Consider the following 25553-nt stretch of genomic DNA (forward strand, 5'->3'; position numbering starts at 1 on the left):
TATATGGACAATTTAAAAAGAGTTATTGTAGACTTTAAAAAACTTACTCCTGAAGTTTTGAAACTTTTGGTTGAGAAGTATCCAGATGGGTACGACGATCTTAATATCATCTCCTTCAAGAATGCACAAGGGGAGCGTATTGAGGCCGTTGAGGTAACCACCGAGGATACCAAATACCTGGTTAAGATTAGCGCCAAGTTGGAAAAAACAATGGCCAATTACGATGAGGACGATTATGAGGATTTTGATGATGACGATCCAGAGGCCATTCCAGATGTGGATTTGGAAGGAGTAGAGGGAGAGGATGACGATGATTAACCAATGATGTTTGAGGTTGTTGCCGTTCATATAGCATCTTCGATCAATATTAGGCAATGCAAATCCCAATTGCCATTGGAAATATTGTTTTCGGACAGTGATGAACTCTATTTGAAAAATGGCGAAAAAAAATTCGTTTATATCTTTCAATACGGTCTAATATCCTTTTTTAATCATTCCGAGGATGAAAAATCGAAGATTCTAGACGCTCTATCCACCATTACCAAAGAGAAAAATACTCCCCAATTTACAGAAACAATGCAAGTAGAAATAATCGAAGGCCACCAAAAGGTGGCTTTCGATAAAGTAATCTTGCCCAGTTTTGATGCCGAGTTTATTAGATTGGTAATGTTGAATACTTCCCAATCGGTGGCCTTGGACCAATATTCTGAAATTACACAGCAGTTATTGGAGGAAACCAATGAACATACCCAATATTTGGAAAAGAAGGGAAGGCTCAATATTTCGGGCATCAAGCTCAGGCGGTTTATAGGGAAGGTATTGAATATTAAAAATCAGATATCTGAAAACCTGTATATTTTTGATGAGCCGGACAGTACTTGGGAAAATGAGCAGCTGAACAGATTAAACCTGGAACTAAAGCAAACTTTTGACCTAAAGATCAGGTACAGGAATATACACGAACAATTGGGGATCATTAAGGAAAACCTAGAGCTTTTTAAAGATATCTGGGACCATAGGGAAAGCAGTAGGTTGGAGTGGGTCATTATTATTCTGATCCTGGTAGAAGTTTTGGATCTTTTTGTATTTAGATTGTTGAGGTAAATTGTAATTGATCTTTTTACTACCTTAGTTAAAGCATCAAGATTAAAATGGGCGCATTATACTTGGCCTAAATAATTCTTGAAACCTCACGATGATAATTGGGAGGGGATATGTAAGGCGAATTGCACCCGATAAAGGTGTCGGGAAACCCTCATTTAATAAGAATTAAATATAAGCAGATGAAAAATGCACCCTTCCACATGTCATTGCCTTGTCTAAGTATAAGCAAAACAGAGGATTTCTATGTAGACGTTATCGGTGCCGAATTGGGAAGACACTCTTCCCGATGGCTGGATATCAATTTGTTTGGAAATCAGATTACCTTCACTAAAGCCGGTAATTTTAATTTTACATTTAAGACTTATAAGTTTGAAGATACAGTATTGCCTTCTTTTCACTTTGGAGTAATAGTGGATGAAAGCACTTGGGATAATTTGTATGCCAAATTAACAAAGTCGCATTACGATCTTACGACCGAAGTAGTTTTTTTAAAGGACAAGGTAGGCGAGCACAAGTCTTTTTTTATTCAGGATCCCAATGGTCATATGATAGAATTTAAATGTTTTAAAAAGCAGAAAGAAGTATTTTTATCCTGATATTTAGGATTTTAGCCAAAATATACTGCTGTTTAATAATTTAATAATCATTTATTTTTGATTCCCGGGGGTCAAGGGTTTTATTTTGCAATTAATTAAAAAGAAAATATAGAAATAGAAATGAAGTATAAGGACCTGGATATTATTGGTAGCGAGGAATGGTGTGTATTTGAGGATTTGGAGATTCCCGCTATAAAGGCTAGGGTAGATTCCGGGGCAAAAACCTCCTCCATACAGGCAAATAATATAAAAGTGTTTACCAAAGGGGCCCATGAATGGGTAAAGTTCGAGGTTAATCCCCTTCAGGACAATAGGGGTATCAATATAGATTGCAAGGCACGTTTGGTAGACCGTAGAACAGTAAAGAGTTCTTCGGGGATATCGGAGGAACGGTATGTTATAAGGACCCCTGTACGTGTTGGCAGTCTTGTATTTGAGATAGAACTCACCTTGGCCAATAGGGATACTATGGAATATCGTATGCTTTTGGGAAGGGAGGCGCTCAATGAACGTTTTGTGGTAAACCCAGCCGTAAGTTTCACTATGGGGGAGTTTACAGCAGCAGAAATAAGCCAAAAATATGCTTCCCATTTTAAAGAAAAAACAGGGCTTAAAATTGCATTGTTGGCCAGTAACCCATTATTGTATAGCAACAAGAGAATAATGGAAGCCGGTGAGGCTTTGGGCCACGATATGGTGTTTTTAAATGTGGAGCATGCCTATATGAAATTGGATGCCAATTCCCCAGAGATAAGATATAGGGGTGGGAACATATTAAATGAGTTCGATGCCATTATACCCAGGATAAAACCGGCGGTTACCTTTTACGGTTGTGCTTTGATAAGGCAATTCGACAATCTTGGGGTGTACTGTTTAAATTCGGCGGAAGCCATAACCCAATCCAGGGACAAATTGTTCGCATCCCAATTATTTTCCAAAAACGACATACATATCCCCATTACCGGATTTGCCAAATCTCCCATGGATACCAAAGATCTTATCAGGATGGTCAATGGGGCACCTTTGATTATAAAATTATTGGAAAGTACCCAAGGCAAGGGAGTGGTACTGGCAGAAACAAACAAGGCGGCAGAAAGTGTTATCAATGCCTTTAAAAGTGTGCAGACCAATATTTTGGTGCAAGAGTTCATAAAAGAGGCAAACGGCCAGGATATACGCTGTTTTGTGGTAAATGGAAAAGTTGTGGCCTCAATACAGCGGCAAGCTGAAAAGGGTGAGTTCCGTGCAAATCTGCACCAAGGCGGGAAGGCATCCATTATAAGAATTACTTCCGAAGAAAGGAAGTTGGCCGTAAAGGCGGCCAAAGTTTTAAACCTAGCCGTTGCCGGAGTGGATATTATCCGTTCCAACAAAGGACCTTTACTACTTGAAGTTAATTCATCGCCAGGTTTGGAGGGTATTGAAAATGCTACTGGAAAGGATATTGCCAATATTATGATCCGGGCAATAGAGAGTAAGATTAAATTTAATGGTTAGTAGCTGATTTTTGAATTAAAACCTAGTTAAATATAAATGCTGCAGAAGCTGGCGTTTATTAAAATTTGTACCTTCGCCCTATGGGAAGAATATTGCTTTACGTCATTGTTTTTATTTTGTTGGGCTCTTGTAAACAGCAGGTAGCCATAGAGGCCACGGAAGATAAGGCAGATGTCTTTTTCAGTGTGGATTCGCTCCCCAAGCCCAAAGAAATTAATGCAGAGGCCATGGCACTTATAAAAGAGTGGCAGGAGTTCAATGTCTTGGAAACCACTTTTGAATCGTTGTATCGCGTGGCGAATAGGGAGGATTTGGAATTGGTCATTGAAGATTTGATCGAGAAGCAAAAAACACTGGAAGCATCTACCTATCCCGTATTATTTGACAAGCCACAGATTAAAAGCAGACAAAAGGTATTTAAGACCTATATTCTTAAAACAAAGGGGAATTTGGAGTATAGGGTTGGAACCAAAGCTTCTACCATAGAAATGATAGACGCCTATAATGCATTTAGGAACCAGTTCAATGTTATCGTTAATAGCCAGTTGGACACTATTTTGATTTTAAGTGAGTAGGACCCTGTTGTTTATATCGATGATCCTTATGACCTTTCAGATGAGGTCCCAAATGCAAGGGGATAAAATGGAAATAGGGAACATTTTTGATGCCTGGCACAGAGCGGCGGGAAGTGCCGATTTTGATGCCTACTTTAATTTAATGACTTCCGATGCTGTGTTTATTGGAACCGATGCTTCCGAAAATTGGCAAATCGAAGAATTTAAGGCCTATGCAAAGCCTCATTTTGATAGGGGTAAGGCTTGGAACTTTAAAGCTGTGGAGAGACAAGTGTATATTGATACGGAAGGGAACTATGCATGGTTCGACGAATTATTGGATACCCAAATGAAACTATGTAGGGGTTCCGGGGTACTTAGGAAAGAGTCCGGGGAGTGGAAAATAGCCCACTATGTTCTGTCTCTTGTGATTCCCAATGAAAATGTTTCCGAGATAATCCTGATGAAACAGGAAAAGGATGATAGTATTATCAAAGATTTGACAAGGCAATAAACTGAAAAGCATAAAAAAACCACTGCTGAACAGTGGTTTTTTTATGCTCCATTGCAATCGGTACGGAAATTGCTGGACTATTCCTTAGTTTCGGTTTCCTTATTCTCTAGTTTGTCTTTCCTAGACTGTAAAGCTTGTCTACTTAGACTGGCCAAATTAAAATTGGGGTCTATTTTTAAAGCTTCATCAATGGTAGCCAAAGCACCATCTATATTGCTCTGATCCTTATTGAATTCTACCAGGGCCTTCAGGTGGATAAATGCGGCCTTTAAAGAAACTTCGTATGGTTGTTGCCTTTCATAAAAGGCATATTTCATATCGTCTTTTGCATTGGCAATCCCAAACTCAATATTGGCAGCTGCACCTTCATTGTCACCGGTCTGAATTTTTAGATCTGCCAATTCGTATGCCAAATACGGATTTGGTTCCCTTTTATTAAGAATTTCAAACTGTTCCAAAGCCCTTTTTGGTTGGTTCAAGGCCTTTAAAGAAATGGCTTTTACCTGTACGGCCAAATCCGAGTCCGATTCGTTTTTTTCAATTCCAATCGTGTTTAACGCTTGTAAATGCTGATTGTCCGTGGTATAAATGTACGCCAAGGTGTCCTTGCGCTCTTTACTGGGTGCAAGTATGTTTAAGTGGGTAATGGCGCTAATAACTCCATTGATATCCCCCTGTTGTCTCATTTGGTCATAATAGGCCTCATAATGCTTGAGCAACTCACTTTTTGTCTGTGAATTTGCCGTAAATCCTACCATTACTAGGAGGATCAGTACTATTTTCTTCATTGTTCTAATTTTTGGTGTGCCAAAACTAGTAAATTATTTCTAACCATTTGTTAAGGAATGTCTTAAACCTTGGATAGCTAACAAAAAAGGATGCCATTCGGCATCCTTTTTTATAATATGGTTGGGTTGGTCCTTCTTAAACAACGGTGAGCGTAACATTCCTGTTTTCGTAAGCCCGAATAAGTCTTGCATAAAATGCAATACTCACATTGTCCTTGTCCAAACTGGAACTTAAAAATTCCTTTAAATTCTTAAAAAGAAAATTTGCCCTAAGAATAGGTAGGGTAGAATTCACTTTTTTTGGGTCATAACAGCTGTCGTCCATAACAATATCCATAATGACTCTTTTTCGGTGGTAATCTATGGATACATCTGCAGCATTGTAATATTTTTTTAATATGGCAACATGCAGATTTTGAAATTTTTGGGACATTTTGCTTTTGGAGCAGCTTTTGGAAATTAAGTTTTCAATTTCGGTAAGCACTCTTGTTTTTAGACCTGAATTTTCCATGATAATTGTATTTATTCGTTTACTTAAAGGTACGGACTAATCGGTAAACGGTTAATAATCAAGGATGTAATTTAACCTAAAGCAGGTAACTTTGTTGTGAAAGTTCAAAATTGTGTGGTGTATTAACCTACAATTGAAGTGTTAAAAGGGTAGGTTTTAACATTTAAATACTTACTTTCAATGCTTTTGTTTCCTATTTTTTCTGAATCTTGGGTGTAACTTGGGGGTAAAAGTCCTCTTTTTATAGCTTCTGAAGTATAATAAGTCTCCTTTGTTGGATGGTGGGGGTACACCCCATTTACAACTTTATTTTTCCATTTCCCATTTATGGCCATCTTGATAATTCCAATACAGTCATTAAGATGGATTAGATTCACAGGGTCGTTGCCATTGTTAAGATTGGTTTTTCCTGCAAGATATGTTACTGGGTGCCTTGAAGGGCCAATTAGGCCCCCAAACCTTATAATGGTAGTATGCAGGAGCACGTCGTTCAAAAAAATATTTTCTGCGGCCAGAAGTTGCCTGCCCGATTCTGTTTTTGGTCGGGTAGGGGAGTCTTCTGTGACCTGTCCGGCCACATCACCATACACAGAGGTGCTGCTTATGAAAATTATCCGGTCTAAGGTGGTGTTTTTTATTTTGTGGTATAAATGGTGCATTTTTTTAATATAGCTCTCCATGGGGCCCGAGCGCAATTTTGGGGGAACGTTTATGATCAGCAGTTCCAATTCTGCTAGAAAGCTATTGATATCCCCTATAATCCCATTCTCTGATAGATCAATTATAAAAGGGGTGATAGTGGCTTTCTGCAAATCCTTGATTTTGGAATCAGAGGTGGTAGTGCCATATACCGTATGTTGCCCCTCTATTAAGGATTTGGCTAGTGGCAAACCTAACCACCCACACCCTAATATGCCGATCTTTATACTCAAAATCTTATCTTTTTGCTAATCAGAATGGCATCGTTTAAAACAAATGGCATGGGGATATTGTCTTCCGGCCTGGGAGGAACAGTAAACAATGGATTGTTCAATAGATCGTTGGAAGCCTCGTAAAGGCTAAGTTCCAGATCGCTCTCCTTGGGGATCGTGATCTGTAATTCGGTATAATCGTTATTGCTGATATAGTGGGTAACCAACTTATTGTTTTTCCTGTTCTTTAGATAGTAGTCGGATAGTTCAATTTTATTTATTTGAGCCTCGATAATGTCTACATCATTCGTAAATATTTCCAAACGGTTTGTATTTCGCTGGGGCGTAATACAAATTTCCAATTTTCTATGGTCCCCAATAATGGTATCTAAGGTAGTTTCTATTTTAGGAGGGGCAATATTTTTTACTGGGGCTTCGGATATGTAACTAAACCCTGTTCCATATTTGCTGCTTAGGGCATCGTAGTTGGCGTTGTTGGGCTGTGTTTTGTTTACATCTATGTACTGTGCTGTCCAACTGGATAGGACATGGTCATAGGTAGCCCATTGCGCAGTGTTTTTATCCGCATCGAGAATATAGACCAGGCTGGTGGGTTTTGCATTTTCCTTATTAAAACCAGAAGAGAAGTGGGCGGACAAAAGAAAACCGAAACACAGTACGAGCAATAAATAGGCCAGGCGTTTTTTGTTTTTAAAGGGACCAAAAACGGGAAGTAATAAGAAAAAGGTCAATGAGGTTAAAAGGGTAGCGGTAATCATCATTTTAAGGCCAAGACCTACTGGAAACATTTTAATTAGAGGGGAATAGATCCATATGGCGGGTAATGTTAAAAATAACAATACGTACGGACTGGGCGATTTTTGGTGTGTTAGTATGAGTAAGGAGGCCAGCAAAGCAAATACGGGTATTATAAAAAAGCTGGCACCTTTTAAATGTATGGCGACCAAGGTACAAAGAGTAAGCCACAGAAATAATGGGGCAATCAGTAGGTTCTGTGTCTTGGCCTTTCCAATTTTATGATAGGCCCAAAAACCGACTGCCACGGAAAATAGTACAAAAGCCGCTATGTAGGCATAACCGTTATAAGTAAAACCATGAAGTATATCCTGATATTGCGGGTAGATATTCTTAAGTGCGGTCCAGCCGAAATGGCCTACGATCCCGTTAATGGCCAAAATTAGGAAGAGGGGAACAAATCCCCTTCCAATTTCCTTGATTTCCAAGGAACTATTTCTTAGCCCGAGGAACAATAGTGTTAAAAAGCCCACTATGGCAAGTGCAAGCATAGGGAAAATCCAATCGAAAGGATAGGAGACCAACCTAAAGAATGGAATATTGAAATAGATGGAATCGTTTGGGCTTTTTAGACCGGTAAGGTCAGAGTTGCCAAAATGCTTTAACAAGGGCATCAGATAACTTCCTTGGTGGGCAAGGGTATTGCGGTCTAAACGCTCATAATTATCGCGTGCGGTATGGTAGTCATAATGGTCGTCAATAAAGGCGAAATTGAGGCCTTCTATGTCCATATCTTCCCGGAAGACGGTAAGGTCGGTATCATTCGGGAGCATTTTGTAAACACTATAGACCAAGGAATTGGCCGCAGGATATTTCGGGTTTGCCTTTATAAATTCATCAATGACCCTCGCATTGCCTCTATTGGTTTCCAGTAGCATATAGGACGGCCCTCCGCTGCCCCGGGCCTCAAAATTTAAAACCAATCCTATTTCCCCTACCCATGGATGATTGTTTACAAATAGATCTGCCCCGTTAAGTCCTAGTTCCTCAGCATCGGAAATTAGGATAATGATATCGTTTTTGGGAGGGCTGTTTTGCTTTAGAAAAGCTCGCACGCCTTCCAGTATGGTAGCCACCCCACTAGTGGCATCGCTGGCGCCCAAAGATGAATGGGGATTACTGTCGTAATGTGAAAGTAAAAGAAGGGCCTTTCCCTTTTCACTGCCCTTTATCCGGGCCAATATATTGGTAGCACTGCTAAAATTGCCCCAGTCCCCTGCGGTATATCCTTGTTGGGTTGTGGTTTCCAATCCCAGCTTGGTCAGTTCCGAAATAATATAATCCCTAACCTCTGAATGCGCCGGGAAACCCACGGCATGTGGCTTTTCGGACATGTTTTTCACATGTACCAGTGCTCTATCCGTTGAAAATGAAATATTCTCAAGATTGGCATCCGGAGTGTAGCTTGGCATAGAGGCTTCAAAGCTCCAATAAATGGCAAGCAAAAGTAGTAGAAGGGTTATGGGAGAAGAATATCGCTTCATAATATGTCGTAAAAACTTAAAAGTAAGAAATTATCCCTGTATTACATGATGGACTGTGCTATAACCAATGAATTATGATTTTAAAAAGGTTGTGATATTGAATTATATGGAACAATTTTAAGGGATATTTATCAATACAACTGATTAAATATTAAATAGTTGTGTAATTCTTTAAAAAAGACTATCTTACAAATTAACCTAAAAATAAACGATATGGGAATAAAAAGTTTTCAGGGAGTTCGCAGGGTCGTAAAAAAGGAATTTGATGCTCCCATTTTAGTAGAGGACTATATGACAAAAAAGCTGGTCACCTTTAGTCCTGATCAATCTATTTTAACGGTTATGGAACATTTGGCCAAATACCATATCTCTGGGGGTCCTGTATTGGATAACAACGGATTTTTGGTGGGTATCATCTCGGAAGCGGATTGTATGAAACAGATTTCGGAAAGCCGCTATTTTAACCAGCCTATATTGGACAAGAGTGTAGAGCGATTTATGACAAAGGAGGTAGAGACCATACCTCACGATATGTCCATTTTTGATGCTGCCGGTATTTTCGACAAGCATAAAAGAAGAAGATTGCCAGTTATGAAAAACGGCATATTGGTGGGGCAGATAAGTCGCAAGGATATTGTAATAGCAGCCCTTAAATTAAGCGGACATAACTGGAAATAGGAAGCTGTTTCGTTTCCTGTGGATGCTTATGGCTTTCATAAGATTGAATGCAATGTATTTTTATGCCCTTGTTCTATATTGAAAAATAGTTCAGGGGCATTTACTTTTGGGCTATTCCCTCTTCACTATCATATAATAATCATTATCCAACGGAAGATATCCCAGATCGTATACGAAAAAATAGGTAGTTCCCTTTTTGGTCGTATATAAATTGGTGATATACTCAAAATCGAAACCCTTGTCCATTAATCTTGTCTTGGTTGTTTTGGTTTTGCCGTCGGTTAGGCGATAGCTATCCAGGATTCTGTAGTTCTTGCGCAAGCGGTTATTGATGTTCCTGACCAGGTTTTTACTGTCTTTGTTCAGCTTATTATTATAGGCATTCCTACAATAGTCCGAGCAGAATTTCTTGTCTATCCTGCCCAAAATTTTAACCCCACATTCCAAGCATTTTTTTTCCATTGCTGTTTCAGTTGTCTTGTTCTATAAGTTCCAATCGTTTTACCACGTAACCCATGGGCAATAAGGTACCTGGTGAAAGTACGGCATTAGCTCCTATTTTAGAATGGTCGCCGATCAAGGCGCCGAATTTTAAGGTTCCAATATTGGTTCTCACACCGTTTACTTGGGCCCATATGGTCTTGTCCGATCTTTCGTTATAGTGGTTGGCAACCAGGGCTCCCGCCTCAAAATTTACATGCCCACCTATAATGCTATCTCCTATAAAATTAAAGTGGGCCATGGCGGAATTGTTGCCAATTATACTGGATTTGACCTCGACACCTGGGCCTATCCGTACTTCTTGGTCCAAAAAAACCCCATCGCGGAGATAGGCGTGGCTCGCAATAAAACAGTTTTCGGAAATGATGAGGGGCTCTTTTAACACTGCCCCCTTTTCTATAATTGCGGTTTTATGGATGGCAATATTGCCCGTAACGGTATAATTGTCAGAATCCAGTTGGACGATCTTCTTGGATATTATGGATGATAGGGACTGGGTAATCTCCCATGGTGATATTCCTTTCTGCTTGGGAAAAAGGGTGTAAAAATGTGCTATGTATGTATCTATAGCAGTCATTTTTGGTATAGTTCAATAGGTAAATTGTCCGGGTCAAAGATGAAGGTGAACTTTTTTTGGGTATACTCGTCAACGCGTATAGGTTCTGCCTTAATGCCCTTTTCTGATAATTCCAATAGCTGGGAAGCCAATTCGTCTACCTCAAAGGCCAGGTGCCTTAGACCGGTTGCTTCCGGCATGGTAGATCTGGGCGGAGGTTTGGGAAAGGAGAATAGTTCAATGATATAATTTCCGTTCAATGCCAAATCCAGTTTGTAGGAGTCCCGTTCTTCCCTATAGGTCTCGTGTAAAGGTTCCAGGCCTAAATCTTCCACATAGAACTTTTTGGATTTTTTATAGTTTGAACATATGATGGCAATATGGTGTACTTTATTTAGGGTCATTTTTTATAGTTAAAGGCAACCTCCTCTTTGGAGCCATTTTTCTGTTCAAGTACAACATAGATATTGATTTCGGAGTCATTGATTTTTTCGAAGGTAAAATCATCAAAATAGACCTTATTGCCTTCTATTTTTACCAATTTAAAGTCTACCGTCTTGTCCTTTTCCTCCCAACCTGTCAAGTTGCCATTAAAGTGCTTCAGTCTAAGGATAAGGGATTCCTCTTCCTGCCTAATGTGCCCAACCTCATACAAGGCCACTTTGTCATCCACGACCAACTTAAACACGAACATCATGGAGTCGCCCAGCGGGGGACTCCAAATTTCTTCGGTTATTCCGCCAAAGGCTTCTCCTTTCCAATGGCCTGCTATCCATGAAACATCGGCTAAGGTGGCATTGGGGGAGGTATTGCCGTCCGTATAGGAAATGGTGTTCTGACCAAAAGATGGCAAATACGCGGTAAGCAAGAGTATTAAGGTCCACTTCATGTGTAAATTGGTTTAGGAACCAATAAGATACAAATTATCCGTTTACAAACGATTAATTTTTTACGCTGGTTTAGGTTATTTGAATGTTGTATTTCTTTAATAACCCCAAAACACCTTGCTTGGAGAATTTGGCTTTGGCAATTTTGTTCTTTTCGGGATCCATGGTAAAGTTGAAGGCTGTACGGAAATCGGCTTTTTCCAAGTTGCAATTTTCGAAGAGGGCACTTTCAAGATTACAACAGTCGAATATTGTTTCGGTTAAGTCGGTTTCCGCAAAATCCACCGAAATCATTTTACAATTGTCAAAGGTGGTATTCTTTAGTTTTAATTTATAAAAAGAAGATAGGTTTAGGGTACATTCAAAGAAGTTGAAGGAGAGTAGAAAATCATTGCAATGATCAAAGTGGATTCCCAAAAGTTTACACCCTTTAAAATCCGTTTCCTTAAAGGTGGTATTTTTTAGGTTTACATTGCTTAAATCACAATCGGTAAAAACGCATTCCATAAATGCGATGTTGGATATGTCCGCTTTGGAAAAGGTACAGGAGTCAAAAATGCAGTTCTCATATTCTCCTTTGGATAGTCTATGGGAGGTAAAATCGATTCCCTTAAAGGTCTGGTCCGTAATAAATTGGGTATTCATCTTATTTTTCTAATTTTTGGCAATTTAATATCCACCATTGGAAGGATAGGCCAAGGAGAGGATTATTATTGGCACAGGAACAGCCTGCTACTTCCTTTGAAATAGGTTCCTCCTTGGATTTCTTATTAAATGGAAACTACAAACAACTGTAATAATAGCGCTATGATGGCCGGGAGGGCTTGGACAACAAATATCTTTTTGCTTGCAGACCAGGCACCGTATACACCTGCAATGGCTACACAGCTTAGAAAGAAAATGGCAACGTTGGTACTCCAAACCGGGTCTTTGATGAAAAATGTCCATATGAGCCCGGCGGCCAGAAATCCGTTGTACAGTCCTTGGTTGGCAGCCAGACCCTTTGTGGGTTTAAACATGTTTTCAGGGAGTGCTTTTCTAAAGGTTTTTTTGCCCAAGGTTTCCCAGGCAAACATTTCCATATATAAAATATAAAGGTGCTCCAAGGCTATGATGCCTATAAGAATGTTTAATACGATCTCCATATTTCAATTTTTGTAAGGATTATTTATTCCTAAATATAAGGGATTCCATTGATTAATTGTTGTTATAGGGCATTGTATTGATCGGAGGTTTAGGAACCATTGGAGAGGGAACTATATATAAGTTCAAACGACTACAAACGATTACAAACGAAATTAAATACTTGTTAACCGAATAACGCTTAGAGGGGTTACTAAGTTTGTTCCATCAAAAATCATTAATTGTTTAACCATTCCCGGAGTGGATTCGGGATTTAAAAATTATGTATTATGAACGCACTTAGAAACAAAGTACAGTTGATCGGAAACTTGGGTAACGATCCAGAAATTATTAACCTGGACGGCGGTGGAAAATTGGCTAAATTCGCCATTGCTACCAATGAAACGTACAAAAATGCCAAGGGAGAAAAAGTAACGGATACCCAATGGCACAATATTGTGGCCTGGGGAAAGACAGCGGCAATTGTGGAAAATTATCTCAATAAGGGCAAGGAAGTTGCCGTTGAAGGAAAATTGACCACTCGGTCCTATGAGACCAAAGAAGGGGAAAAAAGGTATATCACCGAAATTCGATGTAATGAACTCCTGATGTTGGGGAAATAGACAGCTGTGCCTACCAGAAAGTCTGTTCCGGATATATAAGAAGCAAGCTGATGGCTTTTTTCAAAGGGCTGTTGGGTTGCTTCTTTTGCTTTTTTGGGAAGGTATTTCCTTGCAATTACTTTTTTCGCGCTTAATTAGTATAAAGTTGCTAATTAACAATGGTCATTTCGATCGACCGGAGGAAGGAGAAATCACAGAAGTAACTGGAATTAAATATTACAGTGGATGTAATATCAAATCCCTCCATAACTGCCTGATAGGCTTATCCAAGGGAAGGAGTCCTTGTTATCGTCATTGCTTGTCTATTTTGGTTTTAGCCTATGTCGTCATCGGTACCTTAAGAGACAAATTCCATAAGCTCCCCAATAATTAATCAATTTTATAAGGATATAACTTTCTGTTCTTGCTAAAAGCTAAGGAAACTGGAATTTTAAAAGTTCCTTGTGCGACTTCTCAATCGCCCCAAAAAAGGGCTTATGTCGAAGTGACAAAAAGTCCTCCCCCTAACCCCCTCCAAAGGAGGGGGGGAAATTCCAGCTCAAATGTATATTTGCCATATTCTAACAAATTCCCTCCCCTTGGGGGAGGGTTAGGGAGGGGTCCAAGGGAAGGAGTCCTTGCTATCGTCATTGCTTGTCTATTTTGGTTTTAGTCTATGTCGTCATCGGTACCTTAAGAGACAAATTCCATAAGCTCCCCAATAATTAATCAATTTTATAAGGATATAACTTTCTGTTCTTGCTAAAAGCTAAGGAAACTGGAATTTTAAAAGTTCCTTGTGCTACTTCTCAATCGCCCCAAAAAAGGGCTCAGGTCGAAGTGACAAAAAGTCCTCCCCCTAACCCCCTCCAAAGGAGGGGGGGGAATTCCAGCTCAAATGTATATTTGCCATATTCTAACAAATTCCCTCCCCTTGGGGGAGGGTTAGGGAGGGGTCCAAGGGAAGGAGTCCTTGTTATCGTCATTGCTTGTCTATTTTGGTTTTAGCCTATGTCGTCATCGGTACCTTAAGAGACAAATTCCATAAGCTCCCCAATAATTAATCAATTTTATAAGGATGTAACTTTCTGTTTCTTGCTAAAAGCCTTAGGAAACTGGAATTTTAAAAGTTACTTGTGCGACTTCTCGTCGTCCTGGAAAAGGACTCTGTCGAAGTGACAAAAAGTCCTCCCCCTAACCCCCTCCAAAGGAGGGGGGAAAATTCCAGCTCAAATGTATATTTGCCATATTCTAACAAATTCCCTCCCCTTGGGGGAGGGTTAGGGAGGGGTCCAACGGAAAAAGTCCTTGCTATCGTCATTGCTTGTCTATTTTGGTTTTAGTCTATGTCGTCATCGGTACCTTAAGAGACAAATTCCATAAGCTCCCCAATAATTAATCAATTTTATAAGGATATAACTTTCTGTTCTTGCTAAAAGCTAAGGAAACTGGAATTTTAAAAGTTCCTTGTGCTACTTCTCAATCGCCCCAAAAAAGGGCTCAGGTCGAAGTGACAAAAAGTCCTCCCCCTAACCCCCTCCAAAGGAGGGGGGGAAATTCCAGCTCAAATGTATATTTGCCAAATTCTAACAAATTCCCTCCCCTTGGGGGAGGGTTAGGGAGGGGTCCAAGGGAAGGAGTCCTTGCTATCGTCATTGCTTGTCTATTTTGGTTTTAGCCTATGTCGTCATCGGTACCTTAAGAGACAAATTCCATAAGCTCCCCAATAATTAATCAATTTTATAAGGATATAGCTTTCTGTTTCTGGCTAAAAGCTTAGGAAACTGGAATTTTAAAAGTTACTTGTGCGACTTCTCGTCGTCCTGGAAAAGGACTCTGTCGAAGTGAGAAAAAGTCCTCCCCCTAACCCCCTCCAAAGGAGGGGGGAAAATTCCAGCTCAAATGTATATTTGCCATATTCTAACAAATTCCCTCCCCTTGGGGGAGGGTTAGGGAGGGGTCCAAGGGAAGGAGTCCTTGTTATCGTCATTGCTTGTCTATTTTGGTTTTAGCCTATGTCGTCATCGGTACCTTAAGAGACAAATTCCATAAGCTCCCCAATAATTAATCAATTTTATAAGGATATAACTTTCTGTTTCTGACTAAAAGCTTAGGAAACTGGAATTTTAAAAGTTCCTTGTGCTACTTCTCGTCGTCCTGGAAAAGGGCTCATGTCGAAGTGACTGCCAATGTCATTTCGACCTAATGGGAGAAACGTAAGGTTCACGAATACCCTTAGATAGAGTTGACATGAGCTAAATCACACAAGTTGCTCTAATTTTGATGGACAAGTCTTCAAAAAGGAAGATTTTGGATTAGTGTACAGTTCGCTATTCTACATTTGTATGAACGTGCCGCACCTATCAGAAGAAAATTAAATAGGCAATTGCGGCAATGTTAACGTGAATAAAAGATTATGCCACCTTTTTCATCAGATCAAAACACGGACAGCGATTGCACCTTTTGGATTCCGACTTTTTATACTTTTCACAGCATTTGGTTTTACAGCCATTTGGTACCATTTCCTTTAAAGCAGCTTTTAACTCCTTTTTTAAGGCTTTTTGCAGCTTTTTTTCGGTTTTCCTGTGCTGTTTCTTTTTTTTACCCACTCTAGATCGGAATAAGAATCTGGGCAAAAGTATTTATTTTAATTAAATCTAAATAAGATTAAATGTTAAATTTAGTTGAGGGGTCAATATTTTTAAAGCAGTAGGTTTTTTGAATTGCCCCGCCGAAAAGGCGGGGTTTCATGTTTTATATCCCAAGGTCCCTGCTAGTCTGTGAAAGTACACTTCCCTTGTTTATTGAGGTGGAATGGCTGCACTATTGGCAGTAATCTGCTGTATGTCACGATCAAACAAATACAGGCCGCCTTTGTCGTTCCCAATAAGATTTATCTTGTCCAAAATATTTCGAGCCAAGGCCTCCTCCTCAATTTGTTCGGCTACATACCATTGAAGAAAATTATGGGTAGCATAGTCTTTTTCCTGCAGGGTTACATGTACCAGTTCATTAATGCTATTGGAAACAAAAATTTCATGGTCCAATAGCTCGTGGAACATTTTTTGGAAACTACCAAAGTCGGTTTTAGGTGCTTTAAGTGAAGAAACAAATGCGTGCCCACCCCTTTCATTGATGTATTTTACCAGCTTAAGCATGTGCAAACGTTCCTCATCCGATTGGTTGTACATAAATTGGGCAATACCCTCCAGCCCTTTGCCTTCGGCCCATGAGGCCATGGATAAATATACTTGTGAAGATTCGGCCTCTATACGGACCTGTTCGTTCAATGCTTTTTCTAGTTTTTCGGATAACATATCTTTGAATTTTAACTAAAGTTACAAATAAAAGGTACTTTGTGCCAGTTCTGTGGCTAAGATTGGGAGTTATTTGTGCAAGGCCAATTGAATCCTTTTTCTGGGAATATCAACTTCCATGACCTTTACAATGATTTGCTGGTGTAAACTAACATGTTCGTTCACATCTTTCACAAAACTATCGGATAGGTTGGAGATATGGATCAGTCCACTTTCCTTGATTCCTACGTCTACAAAACAGCCAAAATTGGTAATGTTGTTCACTATTCCCGGTAATAATTGCCCCTCTTTTAAGTCGGAAATGGTTCTGATGTTTTGGTTAAAGGTAAATACCTTTGCTTTTTCCCTAACGTCCAGCCCAGGTTTCTCAAGCTCCTTTATTATATCCTGAAGGGTGGGCAAACCTACATTTTCCGTACAGTATTTATTAAGATCGATCTTTTTGAGGACTTCCTTGTTACCTATTATTTCGGAAAGGGCCACTCCCTGGTCTTTTAGCATTTTTTGGACAAGGGAATAGCGCTCTGGATGCACTGCTGAATCATCCAAAGGATTTTTAGCTTGCTTGATCCGTAAAAATGCTGCTCCTTGCTCAAAGGCCTTTTCTCCCAAACGGGGTACTTTTTTTATTTCGCTCCTACTGGTAAAGGCGCCTTTTTCGTTCCTATAGGCCACAATGTTTTCCGCCAGTTTGGGACCAATTCCCGAAACATAGCTCAATAGGGGGACGCTGGCCGTATTAATGTTTACACCTACGGTATTTACACAACTTTCCACCACTGTGTCCAGCGAATTTTTCAATTGATTCTGGTCCACATCATGCTGATATTGTCCCACCCCTATAGATTTGGCATCTATTTTTACCAACTCGGCCAGCGGATCTGCCAGGCGCCTTCCAATGGATACGGCTCCCCTAACGGTAACGTCGTAATTGGGAAATTCCTCCCTGGCAATTTTTGAAGCGGAGTAAATGGAGGCTCCGGCCTCGCTAACTACAAATACCTCAATATTATTTTTGAATTGGATCCGTTTTATTAATTGCTCCGTTTCCCTAGAGGCGGTACCATTTCCTATGGCGATGGCTTCAATCTTATAGGCATCCGCCAAACTGCTGATTTTTTTTATGGCCCCCGTACTGTCATTTTGCGGTGCATGGGGGTAAATGGTCTCATTGTGCTCCAAATCGCCTTGAGCGCTAAGGCAAACTACTTTACAGCCCGTTCTGAAGCCAGGATCTATGGCTAAAATTCTTTTTTCCCCCAAAGGCGATCCCAGCAATAGTTGTTTGAGGTTTTTGGAAAAAACCTGAATGGCAGACTCATCTGCTTTTTCCTTGGCAGATTTTAGGATTTCATTGGAAAGGGAAGGGAATAGCAATCGTTTATAGGCATCCTGTATGGCCAATTGGAGATGGGGGGCGGTGGCATTATTGTTTTTGATGACCCTATACTCCATATTGGAGATGGCCTTTTCATCGTCAATTTCAATCTTAACACGGATAAAACCTTCATTTTCTGCTCGCAGGATAGCTAGGAGTCGGTGCGATGGACATCGATTCAGGGGTTCGCTCCATTCAAAATAATCCCTAAATTTTTGGGCCTTGTCATCCTCCTTTTTACTGGCAACGACCTTGGTGGAAATCAGGGCGAATTTTTCCAATTGGTTCCTGATCTGATTTCTTATATCGCTGCGCTCATTGATCCATTCCGAAATTATATGCCGGGCTCCCTCCAGGGCATCGTCTTCGTTGGGCACGGCATCATTGATATATTTGGAGGCTTCAAAATCGATTTCATCGGTCCGTTGGGCCAATATAATTTTTGCCAAGGGCTCCAGGCCATTTTTTTTAGCGGTTTCTGCCTTGGTTTTGCGCTTTTTCTTGAAGGGTAGGTATAGATCTTCCAAAGTGGTAAGATCTTCTGCCTCATTTATTTTTTTGGCCAATTCGGGACTTAATTCTTCCTGTTCCTCTATGGCTTTAAGGATGGCCGACTTCCGTTTTTCCAAGGCTTCAAACTGCGATTTGAACTGTACAATGGCGCCAATTTGTACCTCGTCCAAATTTCCGGTTCGTTCCTTTCGGTATCGGGAAATAAAGGGTACGGTACAATCCTCATTTAAAAGGGCTACCGTATTTTCTATGCCTTTTAATGGGAGTTGGGTGTTTTTTGAAATGTAGGATATAAGATTCATGGGGACTATGCTTTAGATAAGGTCTTGACTCCGCTGGACCTGACATTGATATTCAATATAATTATTTCATTACAAAAGCGACATGGTTTAAAAGGAATTGTTGACCCTCGTAAACAAGTGGGCAAGGTCCAGGTCTATGAGGTCGAGCGGAGCCGAGGTCTAATTGATAGCCTCCCCGTTGTTAACCCCATCTTCATCCGGATTGACAAATACCAATTTGCCATCGGTGTTTTCCGTCATCAGGATCATGCCCTCACTTTCCACTCCACGTAAGGCCCTGGGGGCCAAGTTTACCAAAACGGTTACTTTTTTGCCTACGATATCTGCCGGTGAAAAACTTTCCGCAATTCCAGATACTATGGTTCTGATGTCCAGGCCTGTATCCACTTTTAAAACCAAAAGTTTTTTTGCTTTCGGCATTTTTTCGGCTTCAATAATGGTGCCTACGCGCATATCCAACTTTGAAAAATCATCAAAGGTTATGGTTTCTTTTTGTGGGGCTACTTCTTTGTTCATGTTTTCGTTTTCTTTTTTGGTCGCTTCCAGTTTGTCCAATTGCGCCTGTATGGTTTCGTCCTCAACTTTGCTGAACAATAACTCGGCTATATTTATCTGATGTTCTGCCGGGAGCAATACTTCCTTTTCCGATATGTCTTTCCATTCAAGCGAGCCTTCGGTTGAACTTTGGGAAATATTGAGGATTTGTTTCAGTTTAGCAGCGGTAAAAGGGAGAAAAGGTTCGCTCAATACAGCCAAGGCCGAGGCTATTTGAAGGGCGACGAACATAATCGTCTTAACCCTTTCCTCATCCTGTTTAATTACTTTCCATGGCTCTTCATCGGCCAAATATTTATTGCCGAGTCGCGCTAAATTCATAACTTCCTGTCCCGCCTCACGGAAACGGTATCTTTCTATGGAACTGGAAATGATTCCGGGATACTTTTTCAGCTCGGACAGTGTTTCCTTATCAACTTGGCCGTATGCACCCGGGGAGGGAACAATTCCATTGTAATATTTGTTGGTAAGCACTACAACCCGATTGATGAAGTTCCCGTAAATGGCCACCAGTTCATTGTTGTTTCTCGCCTGAAAATCCTTCCAGGTAAAATCGTTGTCCTTGGTTTCTGGCGCATTGGCGGTCAGGGTATATCTAAGTACATCCTGCATATTGGGAAATTCCTCCAAATACTCATGTAGCCAAACGGCCCAATTCTTGGAGGTTGATAATTTGTTGCCTTCCAAATTTAAAAATTCGTTGGCTGGGACATTTTCCGGTAAAATAAAATCGCCATGTGCCTTTAGCATACTCGGGAATATAATACAGTGGAATACAATATTATCCTTGCCTATAAAATGTACCATTTTGGTATCCTTGGCCTTCCAATAAGGTTCCCAGTCCTTACCTTCCCTTGCGGCCCATTCCTTGGTAGAGGAGATATAACCAATAGGGGCATCGAACCAAACATACAATACTTTGCCTTCCCCCCCTTCTACCGGGACCGGAATTCCCCAGTCCAGATCGCGGGTTACTGCCCTAGGCTTTAGTCCGTCATCGATCCATGATTTGCATTGTCCATATACATTGGGTTTCCAGTCATTTTTATGGCCTTCCAGAATCCAAGTTTTTAAAAAATCTTCGTAACGGTCCAATGGTAGGAACCAGTGCTTGGTTTCTTTTAGGGAGGGTACTGCCCCTGAAATGGTCGACTTAGGATTTATAAGGTCAGTGGCATTTAATGTGGAGCCACAATTTTCGCATTGATCCCCATAAGCCTCTTCATGGCCACATTTAGGGCAAGTGCCAATTACAAATCTATCGGCCAAAAACTGTTTTGCCTCTTCGTCGTATAATTGTTCGGTGGTTTCCTCGATAAAATCTCCTTGTTCATATAATTTCACAAAGAAATCGGAGGCCGTTTTATGGTGAACTTCCGCAGATGTTCGTGAATAGTTGTTAAAGGTAATTCCAAAATCCTGAAAGGATTGCTTAATAATGCCGTGGTATTTGTCTATTATGTTTTGGGGGCTTACACCCTCTTTTTTGGCTTTCATGGAAATGGCCACCCCGTGTTCGTCGCTTCCACAAACGAAAGCCACATCATTTCCATTTAATCTCAAATATCTGGCATAGATATCCGCGGGCACATAAACCCCTGCCAAATGACCTATATGTATAGGCCCATTGGTATATGGTAGAGCTGCGGTTATGGTATATCTGGCTGGATTCTGAAGGTTCTGCGACATTATTTGTGGATTAGGCTGCAAAAATAAAGATTTTTACTTGCAGCTGGCATATTCCTTCAAAAAATAAGCCCTCGTTACCCTGAAAAGAATTCAGAATTTACGAAGGCCTTCTTGCATAGTAAGTAGGGGTGTCTTTAAGCTACCATTATGGATTTACTAAGTTTTTGATCCTGGACCTGTATTCTGTATATGTACTTCCCTGAAGCCAAATAGGTCGAAAGTCGCTCCCTCACATTGATCTCAACAGAACCTTCGAACATTATTTCGTTAAATACCGATCCTAAATATTGGCCCATAATGTTGAACAATTGGATGTCTACATGTGCGCTAAAGGGCATTTCCAGATAAATGTGTGGAGTGGAATCAGTAGGGTAAAAAGGTTTGTGCACAATGGCATTTATCAACTCCTGGCTTGGATTTTCCTCTATGGGGTCTGTTGGAGTTGGGGGAGTGGGGTCTCCGTCGCTATAAACGATATCGGGGAAATCTACTCCGCTACAGTTAAAGCCCAGGTTTACCGGGGTATATGTATATCCGTCCATTATGTGTTGTTCCACTAGGGGAATATCCACACAAAGCCATTCTGCCAGTACGGTTGCGTAGAGGTTTCTGAAATCCATAGTGTATTCCAGGTTGCCCCTACTATTGGGCTCGTCCAAGGCGGGATGGTCGCCCACAAAAGCACTACCGTTTAACCCAGAGCCAAAAAATAGGGTGGGGGCGGCTTTTCCATGGTCGGTTCCATTGGACCCATTTTCGAAAATCCTTCTACCAAATTCGGAAAAAGTCATACTCAATACCTTGTCGTCCTGCTGTGTAAATGCAAGGTCATCATAGAAGTTGTCAACGGCAATGGACAGTTGCGTCATTAAGCGTTCGTGTACCAAGGGTTGATTTCCATGGGTGTCAAAACCTCCCATACTGATCATGTAGACCTTGGTGCCAAGGTTACCTTTGATCAATCTGGCCAGTAATGCCAATTGTCTGGCAAAACCATTGTCTTGATATTCAATTTGGTTTGAGCCGCGCATATAGGCTTCGTGTATGGTGCCAGCGTATTCATTGGTTACGTTGGATACACCTCTAAGAAATTTAATCTGATCGCTGTACATGCAATTGTCAAAGAGGGAATCCTCTACGGAATATTGCAGTCCAGTTTCCGCAATTTGTTCCAACTGATCTATATTGTTGGTTACAAAGGCGTAATTGGTCTCTTCTCCTTCAAAAACCAAACTTCCGTAGTTTCCAACTTGGATAGCAGCAGGACCCTCTGGTCGGCTACCGGGAAAATCCGATAAATAATCCGGATATAGATGTTCAAAATGTCTTCCCATCCAACCGGTATCCCTTCCACTGAAACCAGTAGTGCTTAGGTCGGTATTGGCAAAAATATCGGAACCTGTAAAGTGGGACAGGCTTTGGCCTTCATAACCTACACCATGTACCGCTTTAAACTGACCTTCGCCCCACATGGGTTCCAAAGATTTCATATAGGTTGGTACCCCAAATTCATCTGTTAATCTCAGTATTTTACTCTCCGGAAGGTAAATATTGGGCCGTGCATTGGCATAGATGTCATATTGTTCAATGGGGATGATGGTACTAAGTCCATCATTTCCGCCCGACAAACGAATTAAAATTAAAATATTATCGGTTTCCGCCATGGCTATAGCCGAGGTCAGGGGTGATGGGGCCGATGCTGTTAGATAGTTGCTCCCCAGCATCATGGATCCGGAACCGGCAATACCAAGGGCTTGAAGAAAGGAACGTCGACTCCAGGTCTTATGTTCCAAATCGTGACCATCATGGTCTTTGCCTTTATGGGGTGATTTATGATGAGTATCGCACATAATGGTCGGTTTTATTTAAGTTGAAATTCGGGTTGTCTTGTAAGGTGTCTCAACAATAGATAAACTTGAAGAGGTACTGATGGGTAAAAGCTCAATACCCAGGTTGAATTCCCGCCCGGGTAAAAATCCGGACTGTAATATTCTTCTGGGACGTCTTCTATGAGAAAGGCAGACATCGCATTGTCAAAGTCCTGTTGGGTAAACATTCCTTTGGGCGTAATTTTATCTATAATAGCCTGTACAACGATCTCTGGGTTACTGGTATTGCTATTAGCGGGTCCAACGGCGTCCATGGCGAATGTTGTAAATTGGTCAGGGTTGTCCTGGTAAAAACCATCCATTATAGTCTCCATGGTAAGCCAACGTCCAATCATAAAATTGGTATTGATCCAATCCCTGTTTCGCTGCCATCCCGCAACATCAAAAGGATCAAATAAATCTTGCCCCAACATTCCACTATAGTTTATGGCACTGCCAAGGGTAGTATCGTTATAGGCAAAGCCAGTTTCTTTAATGGTATTCAGGTATAGATCGAACGGACTTTTAATAATAACACCTATGGCTTCATCGTCAAAAAAGTGTTGACTTTTAAAAAGCTGGCTTAAGACTGGTGCCAATTCAAAATTATTGCTGATAAAGGTTGCGGTTAGACCATCAATAATGGTCTTTGCATTATTGGCTTCATCCGTAGAATCCGGGTGTACAAAAAACTCGTATAATTTTTTACAGATGAAATAGCCTATTTCGTTGGCCCTTTCTTCAAAAAGAATGTCTATAACGTCATTATACCCCCAATTGCCCGTACGGCCAAAAATAGTTTTGCTCTCTGAATTAAATTTGGAAGCATCAAACGTTACCTGCTCACAGCCTAGTTCCCCTCTTTCCACGTATCCGGAAAGGGCTTTGGCAGTTTCAACTATATCCTGTTCGGTATATCCATTTCCCTCGCCCAAGGTAAATAGTTCATAAAGTTCCCGGGCATAATTTTCGTTGGGGTTACTACCATTGTTATACACGCCATCCAAATAATAGAGCATGGCACTGGTAAGGCCAATTTCACTGACAAAGGTCTTAAAATTGCCAATAGCGTTGCGCTGAAGGCAGTTGATATAATGGTAGAGGAATGAGTTGCAATTGTAAACGTCCAGTTCAGTTACGAAATGATTGCTCCAAAAAAAACTAAGACGGTCCCGAAGGTTGTTTTCTAGTAAGTCATTGGTATAGGCCAACTTAAATTCTTCCTGTTGAGACCTTATCATTTGGCCTCTCGCGTCATCATCTTCAGGATAATTGCTATTGTTCCAGTCTGCCCAGATGGGGGCAGCCAATGGGGGCATGTTCTGCGCTTCGGAAATGAGAGAATTAACCAAAGTACCGGCAGTTTGGCCAATAGCTTGATTAATGGTCTGGACGGAGGCGCTAAAACCCAATCTTCTATATAGATGTTGAGCCCTTTGTCCATCCAATGGGGTGGTATAGGGGGCCAAACTAGAAGTATTACAGTTTATGAAAAATTCCATAATTTATTCCGCATTTGATAGGTTACTAGTAAGGGGTCATTGCATAACGCAAATTCTAATAAGAAATTATGGCTCTTACGAAATTTTCGTTATACTGCATAACAAATTACGTGGTTTATGGAAATTTGGACGACAGTATGTTAGGTTTTTCGACAAAATGCACGTTTTTTGATAAATAGAATTGAAATGTTATGGCAAAGCATAATGAATTGGGAAAAGAGGGAGAGCAATTGGCGGTCGACTATCTAACAGAAAATGGATATAAGGTAGTTCATAGAAATTATAGGTATTTGAAAGCAGAGATAGATATAATTGCAAGAAAAGGTGATATTTTGGCCATTGTGGAAGTAAAATCGCGGAGTTCCGATTATATACAACCCATTGCCGACACGGTTACAGAAAAGAAAATTAAACTCTTGGTCATGGCTGCCGATCATTATATTATTAGCAAGGATCTTGAAGTGGAGGCTAGGTTCGATATTATTACCATATGTAAAAATGGGACAAAATTTAATATTGAGCACTTGGAAAATGCGTTTTATCACTTTTAATTATTTGTTTTATTTGTAACAATTTGTTATTTTTACCAAAAGTTTAAGGAAATGAAGACTATTTCATCGGTCGTGGAAGACTACATTAAAAAGAAACCTTTTTTGCAAAGTGCTTTGGCGCAGGGTATTATAAACTTAACATCGCTTTCCAGGATAGTAAAACCTGAAATAGAAGGTGAGTTGGGCAAGGATATTCGCAATGGCGCTATTGTAATGGCCTTAAAACGTCTTTCCGATGATTTGGAGTTTCGAGCTACCCATAAAATTATCAAAGTTTTAAAAAATATAGGGGAAATTACGGTAAGGTCATCATTGACCGATTTTACCTTTTTGGTATCCGAATCCATCTTGGAAAATCAGACTGTTTTGTTAAATGAGGTAAATAGGAATAAGGATGTTTTCTATACCTCCTCAAGAGGGGTCAACGAACTCAATATTGTCGTCAGCAATATTTTGGATGAGGCTGTGGAAGAATTATTCAAGAATGAGAAATGTACCCAGAAGGCCGAAAACCTCTCTTCCATTACCGTAAAATTACCAGCGGAAAACGTTTCCGTACCCGGTATCTATTACTTTATTTTTCAACGCTTGGCCTGGGAGGGAATTGTTTTATATGAAGTAATTTCCACAACCAATGAATTTACTATTATTGTGAATGATGAACAGGTAGATGTGGCCTTTAAAACCATTAAGGACCTTAAAACCTTGTAAGGCATCCATGTGGCAATTGGTTAATGGAAGAATGTTTCAATGTGTA

Annotated in this window: 25 protein-coding genes; 10 read left to right on the forward strand and 15 right to left on the reverse strand. The window is 40.4% G+C overall.

Annotated features, from left to right (window positions below; all coding sequences use genetic code 11):
- The first annotated feature begins 3 nt into the window (after positions 1–3).
- The 6 genes from C7972_RS04120 (at position 4) to C7972_RS04145 (ending at position 4265) form a co-directional block, all read left to right on the forward strand.
- Positions 4–318 (forward strand): hypothetical protein, encoded by a 315-nt coding sequence (locus tag C7972_RS04120; RefSeq protein ID WP_110354965.1) that lies wholly within the window; start codon positions 4–6, stop codon positions 316–318.
- 3 nt (positions 319–321) lie between these two features.
- Positions 322–1104: an RMD1 family protein gene (locus C7972_RS04125; protein WP_258364766.1), complete on the forward strand. Its 783-nt coding sequence runs from the start codon at positions 322–324 to the stop codon at positions 1102–1104.
- Positions 1105–1283: 179 nt separating this feature from the next.
- Entirely contained in the window at positions 1284–1700 is a 417-nt protein-coding gene (locus tag C7972_RS04130; protein ID WP_110354967.1) for a VOC family protein, read from the forward strand.
- 120 nt (positions 1701–1820) lie between these two features.
- Entirely contained in the window at positions 1821–3197 is a 1377-nt protein-coding gene (gene rimK / locus C7972_RS04135) for a 30S ribosomal protein S6--L-glutamate ligase (RefSeq protein ID WP_110354968.1), read from the forward strand.
- A gap of 80 nt (positions 3198–3277) precedes the next feature.
- Positions 3278–3772: a hypothetical protein gene (locus C7972_RS04140; RefSeq protein ID WP_110354969.1), complete on the forward strand. Its 495-nt coding sequence runs from the start codon at positions 3278–3280 to the stop codon at positions 3770–3772.
- 28 nt (positions 3773–3800) lie between these two features.
- Positions 3801–4265 (forward strand): nuclear transport factor 2 family protein, encoded by a 465-nt coding sequence (locus C7972_RS04145; RefSeq protein ID WP_258364767.1) that lies wholly within the window; start codon positions 3801–3803, stop codon positions 4263–4265.
- A gap of 77 nt (positions 4266–4342) precedes the next feature.
- Here C7972_RS04145 and C7972_RS04150 read toward each other — a convergent pair whose 3' ends face one another.
- The 4 genes from C7972_RS04150 to C7972_RS04165 form a co-directional block, all read right to left on the reverse strand.
- Positions 4343–5053, reverse strand: coding sequence for a hypothetical protein (locus C7972_RS04150; RefSeq protein WP_110354971.1), 711 nt, complete (start codon positions 5051–5053; stop codon positions 4343–4345).
- 136 nt (positions 5054–5189) lie between these two features.
- The gene (locus C7972_RS04155; protein ID WP_110354972.1) at positions 5190–5564 is read right to left on the reverse strand and encodes a hypothetical protein; all 375 of its coding nucleotides are present in this window, start codon (positions 5562–5564) and stop codon (positions 5190–5192) included.
- 122 nt (positions 5565–5686) lie between these two features.
- Positions 5687–6496 carry an NAD-dependent epimerase/dehydratase family protein gene (locus C7972_RS04160; RefSeq protein WP_110354973.1) on the reverse strand — a complete coding sequence of 270 codons (810 nt, stop codon included), beginning with the start codon at positions 6494–6496 and terminating at the stop codon, positions 5687–5689.
- Entirely contained in the window at positions 6493–8775 is a 2283-nt protein-coding gene (locus C7972_RS04165) for a M28 family peptidase (protein ID WP_110354974.1), read from the reverse strand. Before C7972_RS04165 ends, C7972_RS04160 begins: the two co-directional genes overlap by 4 nt.
- A gap of 213 nt (positions 8776–8988) precedes the next feature.
- Here C7972_RS04165 and C7972_RS04170 point away from each other — a divergent pair, with 213 nt between their 5' ends.
- Positions 8989–9453, forward strand: coding sequence for a CBS domain-containing protein (locus C7972_RS04170; RefSeq protein WP_110354975.1), 465 nt, complete (start codon positions 8989–8991; stop codon positions 9451–9453).
- Positions 9454–9564: 111 nt separating this feature from the next.
- Here the strand turns inward: C7972_RS04170 and C7972_RS04175 are convergent, their stop codons facing one another.
- The 6 genes from C7972_RS04175 to C7972_RS04200 form a co-directional block, all read right to left on the reverse strand.
- Complete coding sequence (locus C7972_RS04175) at positions 9565–9915, reverse strand: hypothetical protein (protein ID WP_110354976.1); 351 nt, start codon at positions 9913–9915, stop codon at positions 9565–9567.
- 7 nt (positions 9916–9922) lie between these two features.
- Positions 9923–10531 (reverse strand): LpxA family transferase, encoded by a 609-nt coding sequence (locus C7972_RS04180; protein ID WP_110354977.1) that lies wholly within the window; start codon positions 10529–10531, stop codon positions 9923–9925.
- Positions 10528–10914: a VOC family protein gene (locus C7972_RS04185; protein WP_110354978.1), complete on the reverse strand. Its 387-nt coding sequence runs from the start codon at positions 10912–10914 to the stop codon at positions 10528–10530. The genes C7972_RS04180 and C7972_RS04185 overlap by 4 nt, the downstream gene beginning before the upstream one ends.
- Positions 10911–11399, reverse strand: coding sequence for a DUF6265 family protein (locus tag C7972_RS04190; RefSeq protein ID WP_110354979.1), 489 nt, complete (start codon positions 11397–11399; stop codon positions 10911–10913). Before C7972_RS04190 ends, C7972_RS04185 begins: the two co-directional genes overlap by 4 nt.
- Before the next feature lie 70 nt (positions 11400–11469).
- Entirely contained in the window at positions 11470–12042 is a 573-nt protein-coding gene (locus C7972_RS04195; RefSeq protein ID WP_110354980.1) for a pentapeptide repeat-containing protein, read from the reverse strand.
- Positions 12043–12167: 125 nt separating this feature from the next.
- Positions 12168–12542, reverse strand: a complete 375-nt coding sequence (locus C7972_RS04200) for a DUF1304 domain-containing protein (RefSeq protein ID WP_110354981.1) — start codon at positions 12540–12542, stop codon at positions 12168–12170.
- Positions 12543–12809: 267 nt separating this feature from the next.
- On the opposite strand from C7972_RS04200, the gene C7972_RS04205 reads away from it, so the two are divergent.
- On the forward strand, positions 12810–13142 hold the full coding sequence (locus tag C7972_RS04205) for a single-stranded DNA-binding protein (protein ID WP_110354982.1): 333 nt from the start codon (positions 12810–12812) through the stop codon (positions 13140–13142).
- A gap of 2780 nt (positions 13143–15922) precedes the next feature.
- Here C7972_RS04205 and C7972_RS04220 read toward each other — a convergent pair.
- The 5 genes from C7972_RS04220 to C7972_RS04240 form a co-directional block, all read right to left on the reverse strand.
- On the reverse strand, positions 15923–16438 hold the full coding sequence (locus C7972_RS04220) for a ferritin (RefSeq protein WP_110354985.1): 516 nt from the start codon (positions 16436–16438) through the stop codon (positions 15923–15925).
- Positions 16439–16507: 69 nt separating this feature from the next.
- Positions 16508–18631 (reverse strand): Tex family protein, encoded by a 2124-nt coding sequence (locus C7972_RS04225; RefSeq protein ID WP_110354986.1) that lies wholly within the window; start codon positions 18629–18631, stop codon positions 16508–16510.
- 159 nt (positions 18632–18790) lie between these two features.
- A complete protein-coding gene (gene metG, locus C7972_RS04230; RefSeq protein ID WP_110354987.1) occupies positions 18791–20875 on the reverse strand; it encodes a methionine--tRNA ligase in 2085 nt (694 codons plus the stop codon).
- Positions 20876–21009: 134 nt separating this feature from the next.
- Complete coding sequence (locus C7972_RS04235) at positions 21010–22725, reverse strand: DUF1501 domain-containing protein (RefSeq protein WP_110354988.1); 1716 nt, start codon at positions 22723–22725, stop codon at positions 21010–21012.
- Positions 22726–22736: 11 nt separating this feature from the next.
- Entirely contained in the window at positions 22737–24245 is a 1509-nt protein-coding gene (locus C7972_RS04240) for a DUF1800 family protein (RefSeq protein ID WP_110354989.1), read from the reverse strand.
- 191 nt (positions 24246–24436) lie between these two features.
- Here C7972_RS04240 and C7972_RS04245 point away from each other — a divergent pair, with 191 nt between their 5' ends.
- Both C7972_RS04245 and C7972_RS04250 read left to right on the forward strand, forming a co-directional pair.
- On the forward strand, positions 24437–24796 hold the full coding sequence (locus C7972_RS04245) for a YraN family protein (RefSeq protein WP_110354990.1): 360 nt from the start codon (positions 24437–24439) through the stop codon (positions 24794–24796).
- 51 nt (positions 24797–24847) lie between these two features.
- Positions 24848–25507: an aspartate kinase gene (locus tag C7972_RS04250; RefSeq protein WP_110354991.1), complete on the forward strand. Its 660-nt coding sequence runs from the start codon at positions 24848–24850 to the stop codon at positions 25505–25507.
- Positions 25508–25553: the final 46 nt, after the last annotated feature.

The organism is Arenibacter sp. ARW7G5Y1 (assembly GCF_003201775.1).
Lineage (GTDB): Bacteria > Bacteroidota > Bacteroidia > Flavobacteriales > Flavobacteriaceae > Arenibacter.

What these genes read in the sequence shown, in the direction of transcription:
- C7972_RS04120 (WP_110354965.1), top strand. Translation starts at nt 4, where the DNA reads ATGGACAATTTAAAAAGAGTTATTGTAGACTTTAAAAAACTTACTCCT.
- C7972_RS04125 (WP_258364766.1), top strand. Translation starts at nt 322, where the DNA reads ATGATGTTTGAGGTTGTTGCCGTTCATATAGCATCTTCGATCAATATT.
- C7972_RS04130 (WP_110354967.1), top strand. Translation starts at nt 1,284, where the DNA reads ATGAAAAATGCACCCTTCCACATGTCATTGCCTTGTCTAAGTATAAGC.
- rimK (WP_110354968.1), top strand. Translation starts at nt 1,821, where the DNA reads ATGAAGTATAAGGACCTGGATATTATTGGTAGCGAGGAATGGTGTGTA.
- C7972_RS04140 (WP_110354969.1), top strand. Translation starts at nt 3,278, where the DNA reads ATGGGAAGAATATTGCTTTACGTCATTGTTTTTATTTTGTTGGGCTCT.
- C7972_RS04145 (WP_258364767.1), top strand. Translation starts at nt 3,801, where the DNA reads ATGACCTTTCAGATGAGGTCCCAAATGCAAGGGGATAAAATGGAAATA.
- C7972_RS04150 (WP_110354971.1), bottom strand. Translation starts at nt 5,053, where the DNA reads ATGAAGAAAATAGTACTGATCCTCCTAGTAATGGTAGGATTTACGGCA.
- C7972_RS04155 (WP_110354972.1), bottom strand. Translation starts at nt 5,564, where the DNA reads ATGGAAAATTCAGGTCTAAAAACAAGAGTGCTTACCGAAATTGAAAAC.
- C7972_RS04165 (WP_110354974.1), bottom strand. Translation starts at nt 8,775, where the DNA reads ATGAAGCGATATTCTTCTCCCATAACCCTTCTACTACTTTTGCTTGCC.
- C7972_RS04170 (WP_110354975.1), top strand. Translation starts at nt 8,989, where the DNA reads ATGGGAATAAAAAGTTTTCAGGGAGTTCGCAGGGTCGTAAAAAAGGAA.
- C7972_RS04175 (WP_110354976.1), bottom strand. Translation starts at nt 9,915, where the DNA reads ATGGAAAAAAAATGCTTGGAATGTGGGGTTAAAATTTTGGGCAGGATA.
- C7972_RS04180 (WP_110354977.1), bottom strand. Translation starts at nt 10,531, where the DNA reads ATGACTGCTATAGATACATACATAGCACATTTTTACACCCTTTTTCCC.
- C7972_RS04185 (WP_110354978.1), bottom strand. Translation starts at nt 10,914, where the DNA reads ATGACCCTAAATAAAGTACACCATATTGCCATCATATGTTCAAACTAT.
- C7972_RS04190 (WP_110354979.1), bottom strand. Translation starts at nt 11,399, where the DNA reads ATGAAGTGGACCTTAATACTCTTGCTTACCGCGTATTTGCCATCTTTT.
- C7972_RS04195 (WP_110354980.1), bottom strand. Translation starts at nt 12,042, where the DNA reads ATGAATACCCAATTTATTACGGACCAGACCTTTAAGGGAATCGATTTT.
- C7972_RS04200 (WP_110354981.1), bottom strand. Translation starts at nt 12,542, where the DNA reads ATGGAGATCGTATTAAACATTCTTATAGGCATCATAGCCTTGGAGCAC.
- C7972_RS04205 (WP_110354982.1), top strand. Translation starts at nt 12,810, where the DNA reads ATGAACGCACTTAGAAACAAAGTACAGTTGATCGGAAACTTGGGTAAC.
- C7972_RS04220 (WP_110354985.1), bottom strand. Translation starts at nt 16,438, where the DNA reads ATGTTATCCGAAAAACTAGAAAAAGCATTGAACGAACAGGTCCGTATA.
- C7972_RS04225 (WP_110354986.1), bottom strand. Translation starts at nt 18,631, where the DNA reads ATGAATCTTATATCCTACATTTCAAAAAACACCCAACTCCCATTAAAA.
- metG (WP_110354987.1), bottom strand. Translation starts at nt 20,875, where the DNA reads ATGTCGCAGAACCTTCAGAATCCAGCCAGATATACCATAACCGCAGCT.
- C7972_RS04235 (WP_110354988.1), bottom strand. Translation starts at nt 22,725, where the DNA reads ATGTGCGATACTCATCATAAATCACCCCATAAAGGCAAAGACCATGAT.
- C7972_RS04240 (WP_110354989.1), bottom strand. Translation starts at nt 24,245, where the DNA reads ATGGAATTTTTCATAAACTGTAATACTTCTAGTTTGGCCCCCTATACC.
- C7972_RS04245 (WP_110354990.1), top strand. Translation starts at nt 24,437, where the DNA reads ATGGCAAAGCATAATGAATTGGGAAAAGAGGGAGAGCAATTGGCGGTC.
- C7972_RS04250 (WP_110354991.1), top strand. Translation starts at nt 24,848, where the DNA reads ATGAAGACTATTTCATCGGTCGTGGAAGACTACATTAAAAAGAAACCT.